The sequence below is a fragment of the Streptomyces sp. NPDC045022 genome, assembly GCF_056432605.1.
On record NZ_JBWKIR010000011.1, the window covers coordinates 43,346 to 65,532 of the forward strand.

Sequence of the window (22,187 nt, forward strand, 5' to 3'; positions counted from 1 at the left end):
CTGGCAGATCGGGGGGGTTCTCAGGGATGCGAAGGCGCGTGGAAGGGCAGCCCGGCGTCGGCCACCAGCTCCAGGTCGTCGGTCTCCTCGGCGGGCAGCAGGCTCGCCGTGCCGTCGGTGACCGGGACGACGCCCAGCTCCAGCAGCTCGGCCAGGGCGGCGCTGCCGGCCATGTCGCGGACCTGGAGCTGATAGCGGGCGGTGGTGCGATACGTGCCGCCGTTGTCGTCTCCGGTGCGCTGCAGGAAACCCGAGTCGGTGAGGAAGGCCAGGGCCTTCGCCACGATGCCGGTGGTGGAGGCGGCCGGGCGGCGGGCGTCCTTGGTGGCACCGGTGGCGCTGCGTCTGGCCCAGATCCGCCAGGCGGCCTCCAGGCCGGGCGCGTCGGTCGCCGGGTCGGTGTTCTCGCCCTGTTCCTCGGCTCGCTCCTCCAGGCGACGGCAGGCCTGCCGTACGAAGGCGTCGACGCCGTTGACCGTGACCCGGCCGAAGTAGGTGTCGTCGGCCAGGTCCTCCGGGCGGGGGAACGCCAGCGCGGCGACGGCGAGATGGGCCAGCCCGTGCAGGAACCGGTCGCCGGAGTCGGCGGCGGTGCGACGCGCGTAGTCGCCCATGCGGACCGCGAAAACCGAGTCCTCGGCAGCGGTCACGGCCATCCCCGCGCGCGGGGACACCTCGAGCACGACGAGCCCCAGACCGGTGGCGACGGCGTCCGCGAGGCGCGCGAACGCCGGATCGTCGCGGTAGCGGCGCAGCAGCTCCGCGTACTCCTGGTCGCGCGCCGGTTGCAGCTTGGGCTGCAGCCCGAAGGCGACGAGCCGCGCCGCGTCGGCGGCGTCGGCAGGGGTGACGGCGGCGGATGCCGACGGGGCCGGGGCCTCCGTGTCACTCCACTCGACGTGCTCGCTCACGGTTTCGACTCCCTGTCGCGTTCTTGCTCACTCATGCCGCTTCTGTCCGGTCCGCCGCCATCCCCGCCGCGTCCAGCAACGCGGTCCCCACGATCAGATCGGCCCCGCCGAACTCGGGATCGTCCAGCTCGGTCCCGTCGTCCACGGCGAACAGCAGTTTCTCCTCGCCCTGCCGGTAGGCGGTGCCCACGGCGGGGCTGGCCGCGTGGACGGCCAGCAGCGCCACGAGGTAAGCCAGGTCGGGGTCTCCGGTCCGCCGCGCCTCGGCGAGCAGCCCCGACAACCTCCTCGGCGCGTCCGCCGGCAGGTCCAGCAGCTCCCTGGCGGCAGCCAGTTGCTCCTCGCTGAAGCGGCTGTCGTCCGGAGTGGCGATGAGATCGGGTTCGGGCATCTCCGCGCCCAGGTGCTCCCGCTCCACGGGCGGCGTCAGCAGTAGGTCGACGAGATCGGTCACCCGGACGGACACCGGCGTCCGCAGCCCCGTGCCGTTCGCGAAGAACGCGTCCGTGACCCGGATCGCCTGCTCGAGCGGCAACGGCAGGAGAGGGGCGACGAGATGGCCGTACAGGTCTATGCCGGACGTCGTCGCCGGCGTGGCGAAGGCCTGGCGGTCCTGTTCGGCGCGGAACAGCGGGCCGGCCTCAAGCAGGCGCGACTGGAGCTGGGTGTGGCGCCGGATGCAGTCCTTGACGATGTCGACCAGTTCGGCGGCGCGGCGCTTGTGCTCGGGGTCCTCGGTCTCGTCGCGGGCCTTGCGGATGTTGGTGAGGATGGCGTTCTCGTGGCGGTAGCGCTCGGCCACGTGGTCGAGGGCCTCGGCGATCATGTCGGGCACGGTGTTGAGCCAGTCGACCGCGCGGACGTTGCGCCGGGTGGCGTCCAGGGCGCGGCGCAGGGTCTCGGAGTACTGCACCGTGCGGTAGCGGGCCTGTTCGGCGGCGAGCTGGGCGTCGGCGAGACGGCCGCGGTTGATCAGCACCTCGAGCTTGACCTCGGCGGCGATCTGAGCGCTGGTGACGTCGGTGTCGAGGGCGCCGACCAGGACGTTGACCGCCTCGTCGGTGGTCCGCAGGTAGACCGTGGCGCCGGGGCCGGGGACCTCCTCGATCAGCTTGAAGTCGTAGTCCCGGCGGACGTAGGTGCCGTCCGGCGCGAAGGTGCCGTAGACGGCGCGGAAGCCGCGGTCGACGCTGCCGACGTTGATCAGGTTCTCCAGGACCCAGCGGGCCACGCGTTCGTGCTCGGCGGTGGGCCGGTGCGGGGCCTGGGCGGCGATGCGCGGGACGAGCCGGGCCACGATCTGCTCGTGGTCGGCGCCGGTGTCGAAGTCCATGTTGAGCGTGACCAGGTCGATGGCGGCCAGTGCCACCTCGGCCATCCCGTACACCGAGTACTCACCGGCCAGGTTCGCCTTGCGCGCATCGAGGTCGTGCAGCGGCGCCGTGCAGGCGAGCGCGCGCAGCCGACGCGCCAGCCCCTCGTCGGCGGCCGGACCCGGAGCCGGGCGCGGCACCGCGCTGAGCTGGGGCGGAACGCTGTCCGTCGATGCAGGCGAAGTCACGGTGCACAGACTAGGTCCTTGGTCTGACATCGTCCCAAACGAGCGGCTGTGCCGGGTTGACCGGACGTCGGGCATGCTCCTCGGGTGCGGGCCGTCCGGGGCTGGCCGCCCTGTGGCGGAGGACGCGGTGCCGCACAGGGACGCGGTGCCGGACGGGGACGCGGTGCCGCACGGGGACGCGGTGCCGCACAGGGACGCGGTGCCGCACGGGGACGCGGTGCCGGACGGGGACGCGGTGCCGCACGGGGACGCGGTGCCGCACAGGGACGTGTCCCGGTCCCCCAGGGGCGTTCCCCTCAGAGGCCGCCCTCGTCACCGACTCGCCGCCGGTACACCTCGGCGACCCGTTCCAGGGAGTCGGCGAGGTAGGTCTCCAGCAACCGTTCCGCCTCCGTCCGGTCCCCGGCCTGGAGGGCCTGCAGGATCTGCCGGTTGCGGGCGAGGTACGGCTCGTGCAGCCGGCGCGGATCGTCGACGACGTGGAAGGCCAGCCGCAGTTCGGCGAAGACGCTGCGCATCAGCTCGCCGGTGCGCTCGCTGCCGGCGAGGGCGACCAGTTCCTGGTGGAAGTGGATGTTGGCGGTACCCATCGCCTTCCAGTCATTCCCGACGGCCGCCGTGTCGCCCTCGGCGACCGCCGAGACCAGTCCCTGGAGCGGGTAGGGCGGCTCGCCGAGACCACGGACGACGGCGCACTCGACGAGGGAGCGCGTGCGGTAGATGTCCTGCACGTCCTCGACGGTCAGCACCCGGACGAACACGCCCCGGTTGAGTTCGTGGACCAGCAGGCGTTCGTGCGTGAGCAGCCGGAACGCCTCGCGCAGGGTGTTGCGCGAGACCCCGAGCGCCCCGCCGATGCCGTCCTCCGACAACCGGGTGCCGGGCGGGAAGTACCCGTCGGCGATGCGGCTCCTCAGGATGTCCGAAACGCGCTCCGCCGTGCTCGTACGCCCCAGGAGGGCGCGGTCGTCGGCCAGTCCCGCCAGCTGCTCTGCCATGCCCGGAATTCAATCGCAGACACCGGGACGAAACAACGTGGGTATTGAAGGATCGTTGAACGATCCTCTACGGTGCTCCGCACGGCTCACGTCCCAGCACCCTCCGTCTCCCTTCTGCGAGGTGCCCATGAGCACGACCCCACCGCGACGGTCCGCGCCCTCCGGCGTACGACCGGCTCCGGCCGAACACGCCACCGAGGACGGCGCGTTCGGCTGGCTGCGCGCCCTCGGTCCGCGCGGCCGGCACGCCTTCGCCGGTGCTTTCGGCGGATATGCCCTGGATTCCTACGACTACTTCACGCTGCCCCTGAGCATGGTGGCGCTCGCGGCGTACTTCGGTCTGGACAGAGCCCAGACCGGCCTGTTCACCACCGTCACGCTGGTGGTCTCCGCGGTCGGCGGTGCCGTGGCCGGCGTGGTCGCGGACCGGGTGGGCCGGGTCCGGGCCCTGATGATCACAGTGGTCACGTACGCGGTCTTCACCGTGGCCTGCGGCTTCGCGCCCACGTACGAGACGCTGCTGGTCTTCCGCGCGCTGCAGGGGCTCGGTTTCGGCGGTGAGTGGGCGGTCGGGGCCATCCTGGTGGCCGAGTACGCGAGCGCGCGGCACCGGGGGCGTACGCTCGGCGCGATCCAGAGTGCCTGGGCGGTTGGCTGGGCACTGGCGGCGATCGTCTACACGCTGGTGTTCTCCTTCGTCGGCGACGACCTGGCCTGGCGGGTGATGTTCTGGACCGGCGCGCTGCCCGCGCTGCTCGTGGTGTGGCTGCGCCGCCGGGTGCACGACGCGCCCACGGCGACGGCGGCCCGCGAACAGGACCCGGGGCGGGGCTCGTTCGCGGCGATCTTCCGGCCGGGCCGGGACGGCGCCCCCGGCCTGCTGCGCACCACGGTCTTCGCGGGGCTGCTCTCCACGGGTGTGCAGGGCGGCTACTACACCCTGGCCACGTGGGTGCCGACGTACCTGAAGTCCGAGCGCGGCCTGTCGGTCGTCGGCACCGGTGGCTATCTGGCCTTCCTGATCTCCGGCGCGTTCCTCGGCTATCTGACCGGCGGCCACCTCACCGACCGGCTCGGCCGGCGGAACAACATCTGGCTGTTCGCCCTGCTGTCGGCCATCTGCATCCTGGCGTACGCGAACATTCCGCCCGGATCCGACACCCTGCTGCTGGTGCTCGGATTCCCGCTCGGCTTCTGCATGTCGGCGATCTTCAGTGGCTTCGGCTCCTACCTGAGCGAGCTGTACCCGACGGCGGTGCGCGGCACCGGTCAGGGGTTCACGTACAACACGGGCCGCGCGGTGGGCGCGGTCTTCCCGACCCTGGTGGGTTTCCTCGCGGACAGCTGGGGCGTGGGCGGCGCGCTGGTCTTCGGGGCGATCGGCTACGGCCTCGCGGCGCTGGCGCTGCTCGGACTTCCGGAGACGCGTGGAAGGGAGCTGGCGTGACGCGGTCGCCCCGTACCGAGGACCGGCCCGTCAGCACGACCGACGAGCACGCGCACGCGTGGCACCCGAAAACCGCGCGCGCCCGTTTCCGCGAGGGCCTGACCGGTCCCAGCGCCGCAGTGGCCCCGCGGGCGGCGGTGACGGCCTCCAGCCGCCGTTCGCCTCACCCGCGCGCGGAGTCGGATGTTCCTGACCGGCGCCCGCGACGAAGAGTGCCGCCTGGTCGGCATCGACTGATGCCGGTGATCCCGGCGGACGACACGAGAACCGGAGACACGAGAACACCATGACCGCGATCGATCTGAACGCCGACCTCGGCGAGGGCTTCGGCCGCTGGCGGCTGACCGACGACGAACAGCTGCTGTCCGTCGTCACCAGCGCCAACGTGGCCTGCGGATTCCACGCCGGGGACGCGGCCACGATGCGCCGGGTGTGCGAACTGGCGGCCGGGCGTGGGGTGACGATCGGCGCGCAGGTGTCCTACCGGGACCTCGCCGGGTTCGGACGGCGCGCGATGGACGTGCCGGCTGCCGAGCTGGCGGCCGAAGTGGCCTACCAGATCGGTGCCTTGGAGGTGTTCGCGCGGGCCGCCGGTGCGCGCGTGGCGTACGTCAAGCCGCACGGCGCGCTCTACAACCGGGTCGTGCATGACGCGGAGCAGGCCCGCGCGGTGATCGACGGCGTGCTCCTGGCGGACGCCTCGCTGCCCGTGCTGGGCCTGCCCGGCTCGCGTCTGCTGGAACTGGCGGCGCAGGCCGGACTGCCGGCCGTGACGGAGGCGTTCGCGGACCGCGCGTACACCGACGAGGGCACGCTGGTGCCCCGCGGCCGGGACGGTGCCGTGGTGACCGATCCGGACACCGTGGTGGAGCGCTCGGTGAGCCTCGCGCGCTCGGGCGCGGTCACCACACACTCCGGAGCGCGCATCCAGGTGCGCGCCCGCTCGCTGTGTCTGCACGGCGACACGCCCGGCGCGGTGGAACTGGCCCGCCGGGTGCGCGAGCGGCTGGTGGCCGCGGGAGTGCGGGTGGAGGCCTTCGCGTGAGGGCGCTTCCCGTCGGTGACGACGCGCTGCTCGTCGAGGTCTCCTCGGGCCAGGAGGCGCAGGCCCTGCACGCGGAGCTGCTGCGGCGCCGGGCGGAGGGCTCGCTGACCGTCCGCGAGATCGTCCCGGCGGCACGGACGGTCCTGCTCGACGGCCTGGCCGACCCGGCCCGCTGGATGTCCGAACTGACCTCCTCCGACGTGCCGCCGTCGCCTCGACGCGCGCGTGAACTGATCGAACTGCCCGTGCGCTACGACGGCCCAGACCTCGCGGAGGTCGCCGCGCACTGGAAGGTGCCCGAGCCCGAGGTGGCCCGTATCCACGCGGGCACCGAGTTCACGGTGGCCTTCTGCGGCTTCGCGCCGGGATTCGGCTACCTCACCGGGTTGCCGCCACGCTACGAGGTCCCGCGCCGGGCCACCCCGCGCACGGCGGTACCGGCCGGTGCGGTGGCCCTGGCGGGCCCCTACACGGGCGTGTACCCGCGCTCGTCGCCCGGCGGCTGGCAGCTGATCGGCACGACCGACGTGGTGCTGTGGGACCACGCACGGGCACCGGCCGCCCTGCTGTCACCGGGGGTACGCGTGCGGTTCGTACCGGTGGAGGGCGCATGAGCGGGCCACCCGTGCGTGCGCGGCGAAGCCGTGCTGCGCACGACCGGCCACGCGCGCGTAGGCGTCGTGTCCACGGAGGGCGCATGAACGGGGCCCGGATCGCCTGCACCGCGCGCGCGGACATCGCACCTGTGGAGGGCGCATGACCGACCGTGCGCTCGTCGTCGTCCGCGCCGGGGCGCTGACCACCGTGCAGGACCGCGGGCGGCCGGGGTACGCGCATCTCGGCGTGCCCCGCTCCGGGGCGCTCGACCCGCCCGCCGCTGCGCTCGTCAACCGGCTCGTCGGCAACCCACCGGACGCCGCCGTCCTGGAGACGACCCTCAGCGGCTGCGCGCTGCGCCCCCGTTCCACGGTGACCGTTGCGGTCGGCGGCGCGCCCTCTCCGGTCGCGGTGGGCGGCCGGCCGGCCGCGTGGGGCGCCCCCGTCGTGGTGCCGGCCGGTGAGCTGCTGGAGGTGGGGGCGGCCACGGCCGGCGTGCGCGGTTACCTGGCCGTCTCGGGCGGCATCGCCGTGGAGCCGGTCCTCGGCAGCCGTGCCACGGACCTGCTGTCCGGGCTGGGGCCGGCACCGCTTGCCGACGGCATGGTGCTGCCGCTCGGCCCCCCGGCCGGGCCGCCCTCGCGCGTGGACGGCGTCCCGCAGCCGCGGCCGCCGGCCGATCTCGTGCTGCGGGTGACCCTGGGGCCGCGCGCCGACTGGTTCACGGCCGGGGCGGTCCGGGATCTCACCACGCGCGCGTACCGGGTCTCCTCGGCGAGCAACCGCATCGGGCTGCGCACCGAGGGGCCTGCGCTGGAGCGGGCCCGGCCGGGTGAGCTGCCCAGCGAGGGCGTGGTCCTCGGTGCGGTCCAGGTCCCTCCGGACGGGCGCCCGGTGGTCTTCCTGGCGGACCATCCGACCACCGGGGGCTACCCGGTGATCGCGGTGGTCCGCGCCGCCGACCTCCCGGCGGCCGGGCAGGCGGTTCCGGGAACCCCGGTCCGGTTCGTGCCGGTACGGCGGAGCTGAGCCTCGGCGCCGTCGAAGGTGGCTTCCGGCAGGTCCGCCAGGGCGGCTGAGACGGCCGCCGACGCGCGCAGGTCGAGGCGGGCGCCGGTACCCCGGGCGTGGTGGTGCAGTTCGTCGGCGGCGAGGCGCAGCAGTTGCGGCAGCAGGTCCGTGCACCGCCGGGCCACCCAGCCGGTGCCGGCGGTGGCGAGCCACCACAGGTTCGCCGCCCGGGTGGGCGCGGGGAACTCCGGTGCGGGCGAGGGTGGCTGCCCCGTCGCGTGTCCCGCCTCGGTGAGCAGCGCGTGGAAGCGGACGGCGAGCTGCCGGTGGCCGCGCTCGCCCGGGTGCAGCCGGTCGGCGCTCCACAGGGTGCGGTCCCTGACCCAGTCACCGCCCGCCGCGTGCAGGTGGACGGCGCCGTACCGGTCGGACAGCTCGTGGACGACGGTGTTGACCGCCCGCTGCCGACGGGCCAGCGGGCGGGCCAGTGCGCCCGGAAGCCCGAGCATCGCGCCGGGGTCGGGCAGGCAGGCGGTGAGCAGGGTGGCGCCCCGGCCGGTGAGGCCGGCGTAGATCCGGTCGAGGTTGGCGGCCACCGTGGGATGTCGAAGGTGTGGCGCAGTGTGTCGTTGACGCCGACGACCACCGACGCCAGGTCGGGACGCAGGTCGAGGGCGGCCGGGGCCTGCCGCTCCAGCACGTCCCGGGTCTGCGCCCCACTGACCGCGAGGTTGATGAACTCGACGGTCACGGCGGTCTCCGCGGCCTCTGCGATCACGGACGCGGTGCTGGCCGGGTCCACGAAGTTCGCGGTGCTTTCCGGGTCCACGGGGTTCGGGGCGTTGTCCGAGTCCACGGAGTTCGGGGCGTTGTCCGAGTCCACGGAGTTCGGGGCGTTGTCCGAGTCCACGGAGTTCGGGGCGTTGTCCGAGTCCACGGAGTTCGGGGCGAGCGAGGCCGCCAGCAGCGCGGCCCAGCCACGCCGGCCGTCCCCGGCGGGGTCACCCACGCCCTCGGTCAGTGAGTCCCCGAGGGCGACGAACCGGACCGGTCTCATGCCACCTCCTCCGGCACGGTGCGGTGGGAGTCCGCCTCGGGCACAGTGCGGTGGGAGTCCGTGCGGCGCAGCACCTGGGCTCCGTGGGCCGCCAGGAACGCCTCCACGGCCGTTCCCCAGCCGAAGCACTCCGCACGCGCGCGTGCGGCCTCCCGCCGCTCGTGCTCGCCGCGTTCCAGGAGCAGCTCCACGGCGTCCGCGAACGCCCCGTCATGGCCGGCCGCGATCGCCCCGGCGGACCCGATGACCTCGGGCAGCGCGGACGACGCGCTCGCCACCACGGGCGTGCCGCACGCCATGGCCTCCAGGGCGGCGAGCCCGAAGGTCTCGGCGGGCCCGGGAGCGAGGCAGACGTCGGCGGACGCCTGGAGCGCACCGAGGGCCGCCCGGTCGAAGACGTGCCCCAGGAAGGTCACCGGCAGCCCGCGCTCCCGCGCACGCCCCTCCAGCCGGGCCCGCAGCGGCCCGTCCCCGGCCACCACGAGCACCGCCCGGCGGCCACGCCGCAACAGTGTCTCCAACGCGTCCAGAGCCGTGCCGGGACGCTTCTCCACGGACAGCCGGGAGCACATCACGAGCAGCGCCTCGTCCACGCGCGCGTGCCGTGCACGCAGTCCCGGGTCGCGCAGCGCGGGACGGCGTTCCATGAGGTCGACACCCAGGGGTGCGCGTACGACGTTCCGCGCGCCGATGCGCAGGAACTCGCGCTCGGCGAACTCCGTCGTGCACACCACCCGCGAGTACGCGTGCGCGCTGCGGGTGTTGAGGGCGTCGGCGGCCCGGCGGGACAGGTTCCCGGACAGGCCCCAGGTGCGCAGCACGCCGTCGGCGGTCTCGTGGGAGACCATCACAGCGGGCACGCGCGCGCGGCGGGCCCAGCGGCCGGTCCAGCGCAGGGTCGTGCGGTCGGAGACCTCCAGGCGGTCCGGGGCCAGTTCCTCCAGGAGGGCGGCCACGCGCCGCTTGTCGGTGAGCACGCGGTAGCCGCCGGTGCCGGGCAGGGGCGGTCCGGGCAGGGTGATGACCCGGCCCTGCTCGGTGTCGCGGTCGGTGTGCCGTTCGCCGGGCACGATCAGCACGGGTTCGTGGCCCGCCGCCCGGAATCCCTTGCCCAGTTCCCACAGGGCGGTGCGCAGGCCGCCGGAGGCCGGGGCGACGAAGTTGGCGAGCCGGACGATGCGCAGGGGCCGGCCGGTCATGCCGCCACCGCCGTCTTCCGTGCCACGAGCACGTCGTCGTAGTGGGTGATGAGCTGGTCGCCCACGGTGTCCCAGGTGCGGCCCTCGACCATGGTTCGGGCGGCGGCGCCGTACGCGGCGCGCCGCGCGGGGTCGGCGACCAGGGCGTGGACGGCCTCCCGTACGGCGAGGGCGTCGCGCGGCGGGACGAGCAGGCCGGTGCGGCCATGGGCGACCAGGTCGAGTGGTCCGCCGGCGGCCGGCGCGACGACCGGGATGCCACTGGCCATGGCCTCCTGGACGGTCTGGCAGAACGTCTCCAAGGGGCCTGTGTGCACGAACAGGTCCAGTGAGGCGAAGATCCGGGCGAGGTCGTCGCCGGTGCGGCGGCCGAGGAAGGCCGCGCCGGGCAGGGCCTCGGTGAGGTGCGCCTGGCTCGGTCCGTCGCCGACGACCACGACCCGCACGCCCGCCAGGCGGCAGGCCCCGGCGAGGAGTTCGACGTGTTTCTCGGGGGCGAGCCGGCCGACGTAGCCGACGATCACCTCGCCGTTCGGGGCCAGTTCGCGGCGCAGGGCCTCGTCACGGTGCTCTGGCCGGAAACGTGCGGTGTCCACGCCGCGGGGCCACAGCCGCACCCGGGGCACGCCGTGGGCCCGCAGATCGTTGAGGGCGGCGCTGGACGGGGCGAGGGTGCGGTCGGCGGCGGCGTGCACGGAGCGGATCCGCCGCCAGGCGGCCGCCTCTCCGGCGCCCACGTAGGTGCGGGCGTAACCGGCCAGGTCGGTCTGGTAGACGGCGACGGCGGGGACACCGAGGCGGGCGGCGGCCGCCATGCCGCGGACCCCGAGGACGAAGGGACTGGCCAGGTGGACGACATCCGCGCGGTGCTCGGTGAGCGCCGCGGCGAGGCGTCGGCTGGGGAGGGCGACGCGGACCTGGGAGTAGCCGGGGAGGGGAAGGGAGGGGACACGCACGACCGGGCACGGGGCGTCCGTGTCCGGTGTGCCGCCGGGTGCTGTGGCCGGCGCGACGACGAGCGGGAGGTGACCGCGTTCTACGAGATGCCGGGCGGTCTGGAGCGCGCAGTGGGCGACGCCGTTCACATCGGGGGGAAAGGATTCGGTCACGATGACGACACGCATACGGGTGTTGTCGCCGTGCTGGACGTGGCCGCGTCAACTTCGATCTTTCCGCGCGGGGAACGTCCCATGAGCGTTGCGCTGCACACCCGAGCAGGTCAGACGGCCGTCATGGCCGCCTGACCCGCGGGTCACCCGGTGTTCACCCGACGGGCGGTCGTCCGCCCCGGCGAGTGCGGGCGAACGGTCAGCCGGTGGCGAGGTCCGGTCCGAAGCGACTGCGTACCGCTGTCTGTACCTCGGCTTCCTCGGCCGGGTCGGCGGCCAGGCGGCGGAGTCGCTCCACGACCCGGGTGTCACCGGTCTCGGCGTGCCGGGCGGCGAGTTCGCGGGTGGTCTCCTCGCAGTCCCACAGGCATTCGACGGCGAAGCCGGTGGCGAAGGAGGGGTCGGTGGCGGCCAGGGCGCGGGCTGCGCGGCCGCGGAGATGGGAGGAGGCCGTCTCGCGGTAGACGTGGCGCAGCACGGGCGCCGCACAGACGATACCGAGGCGGCCGGCGCCGTCGACGAGGGTCCAGAGGGTGGGTGCGTCGGGGCCCTCGCCGCGTACGGCCTCACGGAGGGCGCCGAGGACGAGGTCGCTGTCCTGGGTGCCGCCGCGGCAGGCGAGCATGCGTCCGGCGGCGGCGCCGAGCGCGTCGGGGCGCTGGGCCCAGCCGCGTGCGCGGTCGACGGCGGTGACGCTGCGCATCCGTTCGAAGGCGTCGACGGCCGCCTCCACGACGGGCGCCGTTCCATCGGTGACGGCGGTCTCGATCAGGAGGAGGGCCTCGGGGTCGTTGCTGTCGGCGAGGTAGCGCAGGGCGGTGCAGCGGGCCCCGTCCATGCCGTTCCTCGCGGCCTGGAGGATCTCCGGCCGGTCCTCGGGGCCGGCCACGGCGACCAGGCAGCGGGCGGCCGGGACATGGAGGGCGGCGCCGCGCTCCATGCCCTGCTGGGCCCACTCGAACACGGCGCGTACGCTCCAGCCGGGGCGTGGGCCGGTGGGCCGCATCTGCCGCTGCCAGCGGTCGAAGCAGCCGGTCTCGTGGGCGGCACGCACGCGCGTGGCGATCGATTCCCGCGGATCCTCGGCCCACAGCCGCCAGGGCCGCGGTTCGAAGGCGTCGCGCACGGCGGCGGCCAGCTCGGCCTCGCCCTCGGGATCGGCGGGGAATCGGGCCAGGACGGGGGCGGCCAGGGCGCGCATGCCGGCGTCGTCGTCCCTCAGGGCCAGCTCGTCCAGGGCCCAGGCCCAGTTGGAGCCGTGGGCGGCGTACCTGCGCAGCAGTTCGAGCGCGTCCCGCCTGCCGTAGGAGGCGAGGTGCCCGAGAACGGCCAGGGTGAGGCCGGTACGGGACTCGTCGGTGTCGAGGACGTCCTCGGGGTCGAAGAGGTGCGCCTCGACGGCGTCCAGCTCGCCGTTCAGGTCGAGGTAGAGCCGGGCGTAGTAGAGGGAGCGGTTCTCCACCTGCCAGTCGTGGCGGGGGTCGCGCAGCACACAGTGGTTGAGGGCCGCGAGCGCTTCGGCGCGCGGGGCGGTGAGCGCGTGCAGCGTGCCGTCGCCACGGCCGCGCTGGAGCAGCCCGAGCAGCGTACCGCTGGGCGCTATGACCGGATCGAACATGGGAAACAGCCTCACATCAAGCGTCGACGCAACCGGGGAACACGGATTACCTGGCCGCGTGACACAACGTCGGAGTGCCCGCCGTCTCTTGCTTGCTGTAGACCATCTCTCTCTGCCTCTCGTCGGTGGCCCATGCGGGCCGCATCACGGTCCGCGCGGCGCGGCAACACCTGCCCGGCCATCGCGTCCGTGAATCACGACGTCATGATGACCCGCGGTGTGTGCTGCCGCGACCGTATTTCCGGCGGCCCTTTACCGCCTCCCCCGTTTTCTGTGTCGTACCTGGTCAGGACGTTCGGATCAGCTGACGCCGAACAGTTCCAAAAGTTCTGTCTTGCCGAACATCCGGGCCGTGTCGACGGCCGACGGCGTTCCCGCGGAGGGGTCGGCTCCGCCCTCCAGGAGGGCCTTGATCACATCGGCCTCGCCCTTGAAGACGGCTCCCGCGAGGGGGGTCTGGCCGCGGTCGTTGATCCGGTTCGCCTCCGCGCCGCGGGCAAGCAGCGCGCGCACCGCGTCGGCGTGGCCGTGGTAGGCCGCGAGCATCACCAGGGAGTCGCCGCGGTCGTTGGTGAGGTTGGCCGGAACACCCGCGTCGACGTACGCCACGAGCGCCTCGGTCTCGCCCTTACGGGCCAGATCGAAGATCTTGGTCGCCAGCTCCACGACCTCGGGGTCGGGGGCTTCACTCATCGGCCGAACCACCTCTCCTCGGAACTTCGGTGACGTCTGGGAGCGTACGGCAGTGAGCGGGACGCGGCCGTACGAGTGAATCGCCAGCGTACTGGCTTCCGCGGCACATGACCCGATGTGCCCGAGGTAAAGATCAGCAGCAGGCCCCACCGGGGGCAACATGCCTGGTCAATTGGGTCGGAACGGCTCCGCCGAGCGGGCGAAATCGACCAGATTTCACCCAGTTGCACCTTTAATCGTATGGATACATCCTGTGATCCTGGAAGTACTCATGGTGACTGTCCCCTCTCGACACCAGGAGACCCGAAATGATCCTCTCCCTGTCAGGCGTCCTGCTGCTCGGCATCATCGTCTTCCTCTTCTTCAGGAAGGACGGTCTCAAGGGCTCGCACGCATGCACCTCGGCACTGTTCGGCTTCTACCTCGCCAGCACGGGCATCGCCCCCAGCATCAAGGCCGGCGGCGAGAGCCTGGCGAGCCTCCTCGGCGGCATCAAGTTCTGATCGTCCCGCCCGTCCCGCCCGTACGCACCCACAGGAGACAGCAGTGGTCCGGCGCCCTCTCCCCCGCATTCTGAGCAAAGACAGCGCCCAGATCGCCCGGACACAGATCGCCCGGAGCCGGGAGCTGGCCCGGACGGCGGCCGACAGCGCCACCGACGTCCTCCACCCGTTGATCACCGTCTCGCGCGGGCTGCGCCGGCTGGCCTCGGCCGGGCGGCGCAAGTGGGCGGACACGCCCAAGGACAAACGCGGGCCGCTGCTGTTCCTGGTGGCCTCCCTGATCCTGGTGGTGGCGCTGATGCCGTACGGGCCGCTGCTCGCCGTCATCACCGTGATGGCGGCGGCGGCCTGGCAGGGCCGCGACCGCACTCCGCCGGCGCCCGAGGGGCCCGACGAGTCCCAGGCCGAACGGCTCCAGGCGCTGTACGAGGCCCTGGTGCCGTACTTCTCCGGCCCCGATGACCCTGCGCCGCTGTACGCGCACGGCGGGGAGTGGCAGAAGGTCTTCCTGACGCACGAGTTCGACGACGGCGGGCGCGTCGGGCACCTCGTGATCCGCTATCCCGCCTACTTCCCGGACGGCGAGCCCGGGTCCCGTGCGCGGGTCGAGCAGTTGCTCACCGCGAAAGCCGGCCGGGGCCGCGAGTACCACTTCGCGTGGGACGAGGAGGGCAACCAGCTCACCCTCACCGTCCTCTCCCCGCTGCCCGCCGACGTCGCCGCCCAGCACTTCGTCACCGCGCCCGGGGAGACCGTCCTCGGCTTCACCGACCCGAGCGAGGTCCAGCGCACCCTTCCGCTCTCCTACGGAGAGGAACAGGTCGACATCCCGCCGGTCGTCTGGCGCACCGGTATCCGCTCCACCGAACCGCACCTGCTGACCATGGGGCATCCCGGCAGCGGCACCTCGACCCTGCTGCGTTCCATCGCTCTCCAGGCCCTGCGGTACGGCGACGTCCTGATCGTCGACGGTGGCGGCACCGGCGAGTACGCGTGCCTGACCGGCCGGGACGGCGTACTGGCCGTGGAGTGCTCCCTCATCGGGGCGCTGGCCAGCCTGGAGTGGGCCGCTCAGGAGACCGAGCGGCGGCTCATCGCGATCAACCTGGCGCGGCAGGCCGGCGATCCGCCGCCGGAGGACACCCGGCGTCCGCTGTGGATCCTGCTGGACCGCCCCAGCGTCTTCGCCCACCTCGCGGCCGCGGACGGCCGCAAGGACCCGCAGGCGCTGCTCCAGGTGCCGTTGCGGCACGGCCGCGCGGCGAACGTGACCGTGGTCGTGGCCGAGCAGTTCGACAGCGCGGAGGTGCTCAGCGAAGCGGTCCAGCAGCATACGCGCGCGCGTGTCGTACTGGGGACCGCGGCGCCGCGGCAGGTGGAGGCGGTGCTCGGGGTGCCGCCGCACACGACGCCGCCGGCGCATGTGCCGCCGGGGCGGGGGTACGCCCGGCTGGGGTCGGGTCCGGTGCACCGGCTTCAGGTGCCGCGTACACCGGATCCGTACGACGACGCGACGAGCGATGCCGACCGGCAGGCGGTGCTGGCGTTGCTGCCGCCCCGGACCACTCCGGCGGACGCGGAACCGACGCCCCCGACCGAGCCGACGGATCTGACGAAGCCGGAGGTCCGGCCGGCACCGGTGGCCGCGGAGGCTGTGGCGGCAGAGAGCTAGCCAGGCCTCCTCTGCCCGAGCCATCGGCTGGCCCGCGCTTGTCAGGCAGCCGGTCTGCGTGTTCGGGTGAGGGCCGGCCGGTACGTCGTCGGCTGCGGGCCGGTAGGGGCCGGTCGCGCAGTCCCCTGCATTGCTGGGTGGCGAGTGACGCCCGTCCTCGGTCGGCCGCCCTTACCCGCGTCTAGGCCACGAACGTGCGCGGAGACTCCGTACCGCCCGTCATTCCCTTCTCCACCAGCCGGGCCGCGGCGGCCAGCCGGGCCGCCGCCTCCTCGGCCACCGCTCCCCCGACCGTGAACGGAAGGCGGACGTAGCCCTCGAAGGCGCCGTCGACACCGAAGCGGGGGCCGGAGGGGACGCGGACGCCGACCCGCTCGCCCGCTTCCGCGAGGCGGGAGCCGGAGAGGCCGCCGGCGCGGACCCAGAGGGTCAGGCCGCCCCGCGGGACCTCGAACTCCCAGTCGGGCAGCTGCCGGCGGATCGCGGCCACCAGGGCGTCCCGGTTCTCCCGGGCCTGGTCGCGGCGCAGGTCGACGGCCTGCTCCCAGCCCCCGGTGCTGAAGAGCCAGTTGACGGCGAGCTGTTCCAGGACGGGGGTGCCCAGGTCGGCGTACGCGCGCGCAGCGACCAGGCTGCGGATGACGTCCGGTGCCGCGCGCACCCAGCCGATCCGCATGCCCGCCCAGAACGCCTTGCTGGCCGAGCCGACCGTGATCACCGTGGAGCCGGCCGGATCGAAGCCGCACACGGGGCGGGGCATGCCGCCCTCCCCGAAGTCCTCGTCGAGCCACAGCTCGCTCATCGTCTCGTCGGCCACGAGGACCGTGCCGGCCGAGCGGGCCGCGTCCACCAGCCGGCGCCGCTGGTCCTCGTCGGCGAGCGCGCCGGTGGGGTTGTGGAAGTCGGCGACGACATAGGCCATGCGGGGCGCGGCCTCGCGCAGGACCTGGCGCCAGCGGTCCAGGTCCCAGCCCGAGAGTCCCTCGGCCATCGCGACGGGAACGAGCCGGGCGCCCGCCTCCCGCATCAACTGCAGGATGTTGGCGTAGGACGGGGATTCCACGGCGACGCGCTCGCCGCGGCCCGCGAAGAGGTGGCAGATCGCGTCGATGGCGCCCATCGCGCCGGTCGTCACCATGATCTGCTCCGGCATCGTGGGAATCCCACGCGCCGTGTAGCGTTCCGCGATCATCGAGCGCAGCGCGGGCAGGCCGGCCGGGTAGTCGCCGTGCGTGTGGGCGTACGGAGGCAGCTCTTCCAGGGCGCCCTGCACGGCGCGGGTGAGCCATGGCTCGGGGGCCGGGAGCGAGGCACAGCCCAGGTCGATCACCGAGCCCAGGGCTTCGGGGGGAAGGGGTTCCAGGCCACGGGCGGGCAGCGGGTTGCCCGCGGGGACGGCCGTCCAGCTGCCCGCGCCGCGCCGGGACTCCAGGAAGCCCTCGCTGCGCAGCGCCTCGTAGGCGGCCGCGACGGTGGTGCGGCTCACGGAGAGGGCCAGGGCGAGTTCCCGCTCGGCCGGGAGGCGGGCGGCCACCGGGACGCGGCCTTCGAGCACCAGCAGCCGGATGCCGTCGGCGAGGGCGCGGTAGGCGGGCGGGCGGCGGGTGCCGGGGCCGGCGGGCCGATCCTGCTGGGAGGTGAGGAGCCGGGCGAGCTGCGCGGCTCCCACCGCCGAGGTCCACTGCGTCATGAAGATCAGTCCACCTTCCCCGAATTGGCCATGGATGGCGATCCACCCCAAGCCACAGAGTGTCATGCGTCAGGCCACCGCCACCACCCAGGGGGGTATGTCGTGTCCGCTCGGGTCCGCCTCGGACGACGATTGATCCAGCTGTACGCCGGACTCGCGCTGTACGGCGCGAGTTCGGCGCTGCTCGTGGCGGCGGGGCTGGGGCTGGAGCCCTGGAACGTGCTGCACCAGGGGCTCGCGGAACTCACCGGACTGACCATCGGCGTGGTGTCGATCGTCGTGGGGGCGGCGGTACTGCTGCTGTGGATCCCGTTGCGCCAGCGCCCCGGGCTCGGCACGGTCTCCAACGTCTTCGTCGTAGGCCTCGCCATGGACGGCACGCTCGCGCTCGTCCCGGACGTCCGCTCCCTCGCCGTACGGATCCCGCTCCTGCTCGCCGGGATCGTGCTGAACGGCGTGGCGACCGGCCTGTACATCGCCGCGAGCCTCGGGCCGGGCCCGCGCGACGGGCTGATGACGGGCCTGCACCGGCGCACCGGCCGCTCCGTCCGGCTGATGCGGACGGTGGTCGAGGTGGGGGTGGTGGTCACCGGGTTCGTACTCGGCGGCACCATCGGGGTGGGCACTGTGCTGTACGCCGTGGCCATCGGCCCGCTGGCCCAGCTGTTCCTGCGGGTGTTCGCCGTCCCGGCGGCATCGGCCGGCAGCACGGTCGTTGCCACCGGGACACCGGAGCGAGCCATACTGCGTCCGTGACCCTCACGACGCCACCCGTGCGCCACCCGTACCTCGACCACCCGGGCCCCATCGCCTTCGCCCACCGGGGCGGGGCCGCCGGCGGGCTGGAGAACACCGTGGCGCAGTTCCGGCGCGCGGTCGAGTTGGGCTACCGGTACCTCGAGACCGACGTGCACGCCACGGCGGACGGCCGTCTCGTCGCCTTCCACGACGCGACCCTGGACCGGGTCACCGACGGCGCGGGCCGGATCGCCGACCTGCCGTGGGAGGACGTACGGCACGCGCGCGTGGGCGGCCGCGAACCGGTGCCGCTGTTCGAGGAGCTGCTGGAGACCTTCCCCGATGTCCGGTGGAACGTCGACGTCAAGACGGAGCCCGCCCTGCGCCCCCTGCTCGAGCTGATCGAGCGCATGAACGCCTGGGACCGGGTCTGCGCGGGCTCCTTCTCCGAGGCGCGCGTGCTGCGGGCCCAGCGGCTGGCGGGGCCGCGCCTGGCCACCTCCTTCGGCACGCGCGGGGTGCTCAACCTGCGGCTGCGCTCCTGGGGGCTGCCGGCCGCGGTGCGCCGGTCGGCCGTCGCGGCGCAGGTGCCCGAGGCCCAGTCGGGAGTCCCGGTGGTCGACAGCCGCTTCGTGCGTGCCGCCCACGCGCGCGGGCTGCAGGTGCACGTGTGGACGATCAACGAACCGGAGCGGATGCACCGGCTCCTCGACCTGGGGGTTGATGGCATCATGACCGATCACATCGACATGTTGCGCAAGGTCATGGAGGACCGCGGCGTCTGGGTCTGACCGCCCGGCCCCCGGACCGCGCCTTCGCACGGCACTTCGGCGGGGAAGCGAGGCACGGGTGGGCACCGACACCGTGCGCACACAGGCCGCGGACGAGACCGCCGGCCTCGAACGCGAACAGCGCGGCTGGTATTTCTACGACTGGGCGTGCTCGGTCTATTCGACAAGCGTCCTCACGGTGTTCCTCGGCCCGTACCTCACCTCGGTCGCCGAGAACGCCGCGGACGCCGACGGCTATGTGCACCCGCTGGGCGTCCCGGTCCGGGCGGGCTCCTTCTTCGCCTACTCGGTGTCCCTGTCGGTGATCCTGGCCGTCGTCGTGATGCCGCTCGTGGGCAGCGCGGCCGACCGTACGGGCCGCAAGAAGCCGTTGCTCGCGGCGGCGGCGTACACCGGGGCGGCCGCGACCACCGGCATGTTCCTCCTCGACGGCGACCGGTACCTGCTCGGCGGGGCGCTGCTCGTCGTGGCCAACGCGGCGCAGTCCGTCGGGATGATGCTCTACAACTCCTACCTGCCGCAGATCGCCCCGCCCGAGCAGCGCGACGCGGTGTCCTCCCGGGGCTGGGCCTTCGGCTACGCGGCGGGCTCCCTGGTCCTCGTGGCCAACCTGATCCTGTACTCGGGGCACGACTCCTTCGGCCTGTCCGAGACCGCCGCGGTCCGCGTCTGCCTGGCCTCGGCGGGCCTGTGGTGGGGCGCCTTCACCCTCGTACCGCTGCGCACGCTGCGCGACCGGCACACGCGCGTGGAGCGCGCCACGGCGCCCGGCGCCCGACAGCTCGCCGCGACGGTCCGGGACATGCGCCGGCATCCGCTGACGCTGGCTTTCCTGCTGGCGTACCTCGTCTACAACGACGGCATCCAGACGGTGATCTCGCAGGCCTCGATCTACGGCTCCGAGGAGCTGGGGCTCGGGCAGTCGACGCTCATCGGCGCGGTGCTGCTGGTGCAGGTGCTCGCCGTGGCCGGTGCGCTGGCGATGGGCCGGCTGGCCCGGACGTACGGGGCCAAGCGGACGATCCTGGGTTCGCTGGTGGCCTGGACGGTGACGCTCGCGGCCGGGTACTTCCTGCCCGCGCAGGCCCCGGTGTGGTTCTTCGTGCTGGCCTGCGGGATCGGACTGGTCCTCGGCGGCAGTCAGGCGCTGTCCAGGTCGCTGTTCTCCCACCTGGTGCCGCCGGGCAAGGAGGCCGAGTACTTCTCGGCGTACGAGATGAGCGATCGCGGGATGAGCTGGCTCGGGCCGCTGCTGTTCGGCGTGACCTACCAGTTGAGCGGAAGCTACCGTGCCGCGATCATCTCGTTGGTGGCCTTCTTCGTCATCGGTTTCGTCCTGCTCGCCCGGGTACCGGTACGGCGGGCGATCGGCGAGGCAGGCAACCCCGTTCCGGAAAAGATCTAGCTCGATTTAGCGTTCAACACGAAAGGGCGGTAGTGTACGCGTTTGGCCTGCCAGGCGTACCGTTACTGCGCGTCAAAGATGCCGAGACGCTGGGTGACATCTGCTAGCAGATGTGACAAACCGGGCGCCTGTGGGTAGAACAAGGGGCGGCTACGACGGCGACGCATGGCCCGGAACGGGAATCTTTACCGCCGACCGGACGTTGACCGGATGACGACGACAGCGACACCTGTCCTGTGGGCGACAAGCCCGGGAGGCACGATTCATGAGTGAGCGAGCTCTTCGCGGTACGCGCCTCGTAGTGACCAGCTACGAGACGGACCGCGGTATCGACCTGGCTCCGCGCCAGGCCGTGGAGTACGCATGCGAGAAGGGGCATCGGTTCGAGATGCCCTTCTCGGTCGAGGCGGAGATCCCGCCGGAGTGGGAGTGCAAGGTCTGCGGGGCCCAGGCACTCCTCGTGGACGGCGACGGCCCTGAAGAGAAGAAGGCCAAGCCCGCGCGTACCCATTGGGACATGCTGATGGAGCGGCGCACCCGTGAGGAGCTCGAAGAGGTCCTCGAGGAGCGCCTGGCGGTTCTGCGCTCGGGGGCGATGAACATCGCTGTTCACCCTCGGGACAGCCGCAAGTCCGCATAACAACGCATACGAGTACACCGCGGGCGCCGTACGTGAGTTTCACGTACGGCGCCCGCGGTTTCGTGTGTACCGGACCGTGCCGCGCTCAGCGCGTCAGCGGCGGCCGCCGCTCTCCCGGCTCGGGGCGGTCCTCCCGGATGACCTCCCCCTGCACCACCTTGCCGTCGGGGCGGTGGATGCGGGTCTGCTGGAAGGCGTCGCCCAGACCGCCCGGGGCGGCCGTGCGGAGCCTCTTGCCCACGGCGTTCTCGGCGTAGCGGCTCACGGCCTTCTGGACCGGCGGGAGCAGCAGGAGCAGGCCGGCCACGTCGGAGACCAGGCCGGGGATCATCAGCAGCAGCCCGCCGAGCATCATCAGGCCGTTGCCGCCCCCGCGCTCGGGCGAGCCACCCCGCTGCAGCGCCTCGTTGAGGCTCTGGAACGCGCGGCGCCCCGCCCGCTTGATGACCACGGAGCCGGCCACGACGCCGCCGACCAGGAGCAGGAACACCGCGAGACCGCCCGCCGCGCCCGCGACCAGGGACAGCAGCCAGATCTCCAGCACCAGCCAGGCGGCGACACCCAGGGGCACATACCGCCGCAGCCGGGAGCGCCGGGGCCGGGCGGCATACGGAGAGGTCGGAGCGCCAGTCGTCATGCTCCCAGTGTGCCTGGGGGCGGCTCAGCGCGGGATAAGGGGCCGATCAGCCGGAGCGGGCGGTGGGCGCTAGGCCTGCTTGCCCTTGCCGGTGATCTTGCCGACGCGGTCGCTCACGCCCCACGCGGTGACCCGCCACAGCGCCTCGACGAGGATGTCCTTGCTCATCTTGGAGTCGCCGAGTTCCCGCTCGACGAAGGTGATCGGGACCTCGACCACGTGGTAGCCGGCCTTGACCGCGCGGCGGGCCAGGTCGACCTGGAAGCAGTAGCCCTGCGAGGCGACCTCCTCCAGCCCCAGGCCCTCCAGGGTCTCCCGGCGGAAGGCGCGGTAGCCGCCGGTGATGTCGCGCAGCGGCAGGTCCAGGGCGAGGCGGGAGTAGAGGCTGCCGCCGCGGGAGATGAACTCGCGGGACCTGGGCCAGTTCACCACCCGGCCGCCGGGCACCCAGCGGGAGCCGAGCACCAGGTCGGCGCCCTTGAGGGCGGTGAGCAGGCGGGGCAGTTCCTCGGGCTGGTGGGAGCCGTCGGCGTCCATCTCGATCAGCACGCCGTAGCCGCGCTCCAGGCCCCAGCGGAAGCCCGCGAGGTAGGCGGCGCCGAGGCCCTCCTTGCCCTTGCGGTGCAGCACTTGGACGTGGTCGTCCCCGGCGGCCAGTTCGTCGGCGAGCTTGCCGGTGCCGTCCGGGCTGTTGTCGTCCGCGATGAGTACGTGCGCCTCGGGGACGGCCACGCGCACCCGGCCGACGATGGACCTGATGTTCTCCGCCTCGTTGTAGGTCGGGATGATCACCAAGGCCGTGCCGAGCGGACCGAACTGCCTGCCCTGGGCCTTGGCCGCGAGGGTCCCGTCGCCGTCGTTCACT

Annotated in this window: 20 protein-coding genes and 1 pseudogene; 10 read left to right on the top strand and 11 right to left on the bottom strand. The window is 73.1% G+C overall.

Going from position 1 to position 22,187, the window contains the following annotated elements; genetic code table 11:
* Positions 1-20: 20 nt before the first annotated feature.
* The 3 genes from AC07C1_RS20745 to AC07C1_RS20755 all read right to left on the bottom strand — a co-directional run bounded on the left by AC07C1_RS20745 (position 21) and on the right by AC07C1_RS20755 (position 3,470).
* Positions 21-911 carry a hypothetical protein gene (locus AC07C1_RS20745; RefSeq protein ID WP_478940944.1) on the bottom strand — a complete coding sequence of 297 codons (891 nt, stop codon included), beginning with the start codon at positions 909-911 and terminating at the stop codon, positions 21-23.
* A gap of 31 nt (positions 912-942) precedes the next feature.
* A complete protein-coding gene (locus AC07C1_RS20750; RefSeq protein WP_478940946.1) occupies positions 943-2,472 on the bottom strand; it encodes a hypothetical protein in 1,530 nt (509 codons plus the stop codon).
* 296 nt (positions 2,473-2,768) lie between these two features.
* The gene (locus tag AC07C1_RS20755) at positions 2,769-3,470 is read right to left on the bottom strand and encodes a GntR family transcriptional regulator (protein WP_478940948.1); all 702 of its coding nucleotides are present in this window, start codon (positions 3,468-3,470) and stop codon (positions 2,769-2,771) included.
* Between the two features lie 127 nt (positions 3,471-3,597).
* Between AC07C1_RS20755 and AC07C1_RS20760 the strand changes: the two genes are divergently transcribed.
* The 4 genes from AC07C1_RS20760 to AC07C1_RS20775 all read left to right on the top strand — a co-directional run bounded on the left by AC07C1_RS20760 (position 3,598) and on the right by AC07C1_RS20775 (position 7,588).
* On the top strand, positions 3,598-4,917 hold the full coding sequence (locus AC07C1_RS20760; protein ID WP_478940950.1) for an MFS transporter: 1,320 nt from the start codon (positions 3,598-3,600) through the stop codon (positions 4,915-4,917).
* Positions 4,918-5,203: 286 nt separating this feature from the next.
* Positions 5,204-5,962 (top strand): LamB/YcsF family protein, encoded by a 759-nt coding sequence (locus AC07C1_RS20765; RefSeq protein WP_478940951.1) that lies wholly within the window; start codon positions 5,204-5,206, stop codon positions 5,960-5,962.
* Entirely contained in the window at positions 5,959-6,576 is a 618-nt protein-coding gene (locus AC07C1_RS20770) for a 5-oxoprolinase subunit B family protein (RefSeq protein ID WP_478940953.1), read from the top strand. Before AC07C1_RS20765 ends, AC07C1_RS20770 begins: the two co-directional genes overlap by 4 nt.
* Positions 6,577-6,718: 142 nt before the next feature.
* Positions 6,719-7,588: a 5-oxoprolinase subunit C family protein gene (locus tag AC07C1_RS20775; RefSeq protein WP_478940955.1), complete on the top strand. Its 870-nt coding sequence runs from the start codon at positions 6,719-6,721 to the stop codon at positions 7,586-7,588.
* A gap of 29 nt (positions 7,589-7,617) precedes the next feature.
* Here AC07C1_RS20775 and AC07C1_RS20780 read toward each other — a convergent pair.
* The 5 genes and pseudogenes from AC07C1_RS20780 to AC07C1_RS20800 form a co-directional block, all read right to left on the bottom strand.
* Positions 7,618-8,627, bottom strand: a pseudogene (locus AC07C1_RS20780) (SGNH/GDSL hydrolase family protein); the annotation flags it as partial.
* On the bottom strand, positions 8,624-9,826 hold the full coding sequence (locus AC07C1_RS20785; protein ID WP_478940957.1) for a glycosyltransferase: 1,203 nt from the start codon (positions 9,824-9,826) through the stop codon (positions 8,624-8,626). The gene AC07C1_RS20785 and the pseudogene AC07C1_RS20780, both read right to left, overlap by 4 nt.
* A complete protein-coding gene (locus tag AC07C1_RS20790; RefSeq protein WP_478940959.1) occupies positions 9,823-10,950 on the bottom strand; it encodes a glycosyltransferase family 4 protein in 1,128 nt (375 codons plus the stop codon). Before AC07C1_RS20790 ends, AC07C1_RS20785 begins: the two co-directional genes overlap by 4 nt.
* A gap of 184 nt (positions 10,951-11,134) precedes the next feature.
* Positions 11,135-12,553: a HEAT repeat domain-containing protein gene (locus AC07C1_RS20795; RefSeq protein ID WP_478940961.1), complete on the bottom strand. Its 1,419-nt coding sequence runs from the start codon at positions 12,551-12,553 to the stop codon at positions 11,135-11,137.
* Positions 12,554-12,853: 300 nt separating this feature from the next.
* Positions 12,854-13,246, bottom strand: a complete 393-nt coding sequence (locus tag AC07C1_RS20800; RefSeq protein ID WP_478940963.1) for an ankyrin repeat domain-containing protein — start codon at positions 13,244-13,246, stop codon at positions 12,854-12,856.
* Positions 13,247-13,554: 308 nt separating this feature from the next.
* Between AC07C1_RS20800 and AC07C1_RS20805 the strand changes: the two genes are divergently transcribed.
* Together AC07C1_RS20805 and AC07C1_RS20810 are read left to right on the top strand one after the other, a co-directional pair.
* On the top strand, positions 13,555-13,749 hold the full coding sequence (locus AC07C1_RS20805) for a hypothetical protein (protein WP_258781179.1): 195 nt from the start codon (positions 13,555-13,557) through the stop codon (positions 13,747-13,749).
* 43 nt (positions 13,750-13,792) lie between these two features.
* Complete coding sequence (locus tag AC07C1_RS20810) at positions 13,793-15,421, top strand: P-loop NTPase family protein (protein WP_478940965.1); 1,629 nt, start codon at positions 13,793-13,795, stop codon at positions 15,419-15,421.
* A 181-nt stretch (positions 15,422-15,602) separates the two neighbouring features.
* Here AC07C1_RS20810 and AC07C1_RS20815 read toward each other — a convergent pair whose 3' ends face one another.
* Entirely contained in the window at positions 15,603-17,111 is a 1,509-nt protein-coding gene (locus tag AC07C1_RS20815) for an SCO1417 family PLP biosynthesis transcription factor (RefSeq protein ID WP_478940967.1), read from the bottom strand.
* 102 nt (positions 17,112-17,213) lie between these two features.
* Here AC07C1_RS20815 and yczE point away from each other — a divergent pair, with 102 nt between their 5' ends.
* The 4 genes from yczE to AC07C1_RS20835 all read left to right on the top strand — a co-directional run bounded on the left by yczE (position 17,214) and on the right by AC07C1_RS20835 (position 20,685).
* A complete protein-coding gene (gene yczE / locus AC07C1_RS20820; RefSeq protein ID WP_478940969.1) occupies positions 17,214-17,867 on the top strand; it encodes a membrane protein YczE in 654 nt (217 codons plus the stop codon).
* The gene (locus AC07C1_RS20825; RefSeq protein ID WP_478940971.1) at positions 17,864-18,640 is read left to right on the top strand and encodes a glycerophosphodiester phosphodiesterase family protein; all 777 of its coding nucleotides are present in this window, start codon (positions 17,864-17,866) and stop codon (positions 18,638-18,640) included. Before yczE ends, AC07C1_RS20825 begins: the two co-directional genes overlap by 4 nt.
* A gap of 58 nt (positions 18,641-18,698) precedes the next feature.
* Complete coding sequence (locus tag AC07C1_RS20830; protein ID WP_478940973.1) at positions 18,699-20,045, top strand: MFS transporter; 1,347 nt, start codon at positions 18,699-18,701, stop codon at positions 20,043-20,045.
* A gap of 265 nt (positions 20,046-20,310) precedes the next feature.
* Complete coding sequence (locus AC07C1_RS20835; protein ID WP_003977404.1) at positions 20,311-20,685, top strand: RNA polymerase-binding protein RbpA; 375 nt, start codon at positions 20,311-20,313, stop codon at positions 20,683-20,685.
* 85 nt (positions 20,686-20,770) lie between these two features.
* On the opposite strand, the gene fxsA is transcribed toward AC07C1_RS20835, so the two are convergent.
* Both fxsA and AC07C1_RS20845 read right to left on the bottom strand, forming a co-directional pair.
* Positions 20,771-21,322: an FxsA family membrane protein gene (gene fxsA, locus AC07C1_RS20840; RefSeq protein ID WP_478940975.1), complete on the bottom strand. Its 552-nt coding sequence runs from the start codon at positions 21,320-21,322 to the stop codon at positions 20,771-20,773.
* A 69-nt stretch (positions 21,323-21,391) separates the two neighbouring features.
* Entirely contained in the window at positions 21,392-22,186 is a 795-nt protein-coding gene (locus tag AC07C1_RS20845; RefSeq protein ID WP_478940977.1) for a polyprenol monophosphomannose synthase, read from the bottom strand.
* Position 22,187 lies beyond the last annotated feature (1 nt).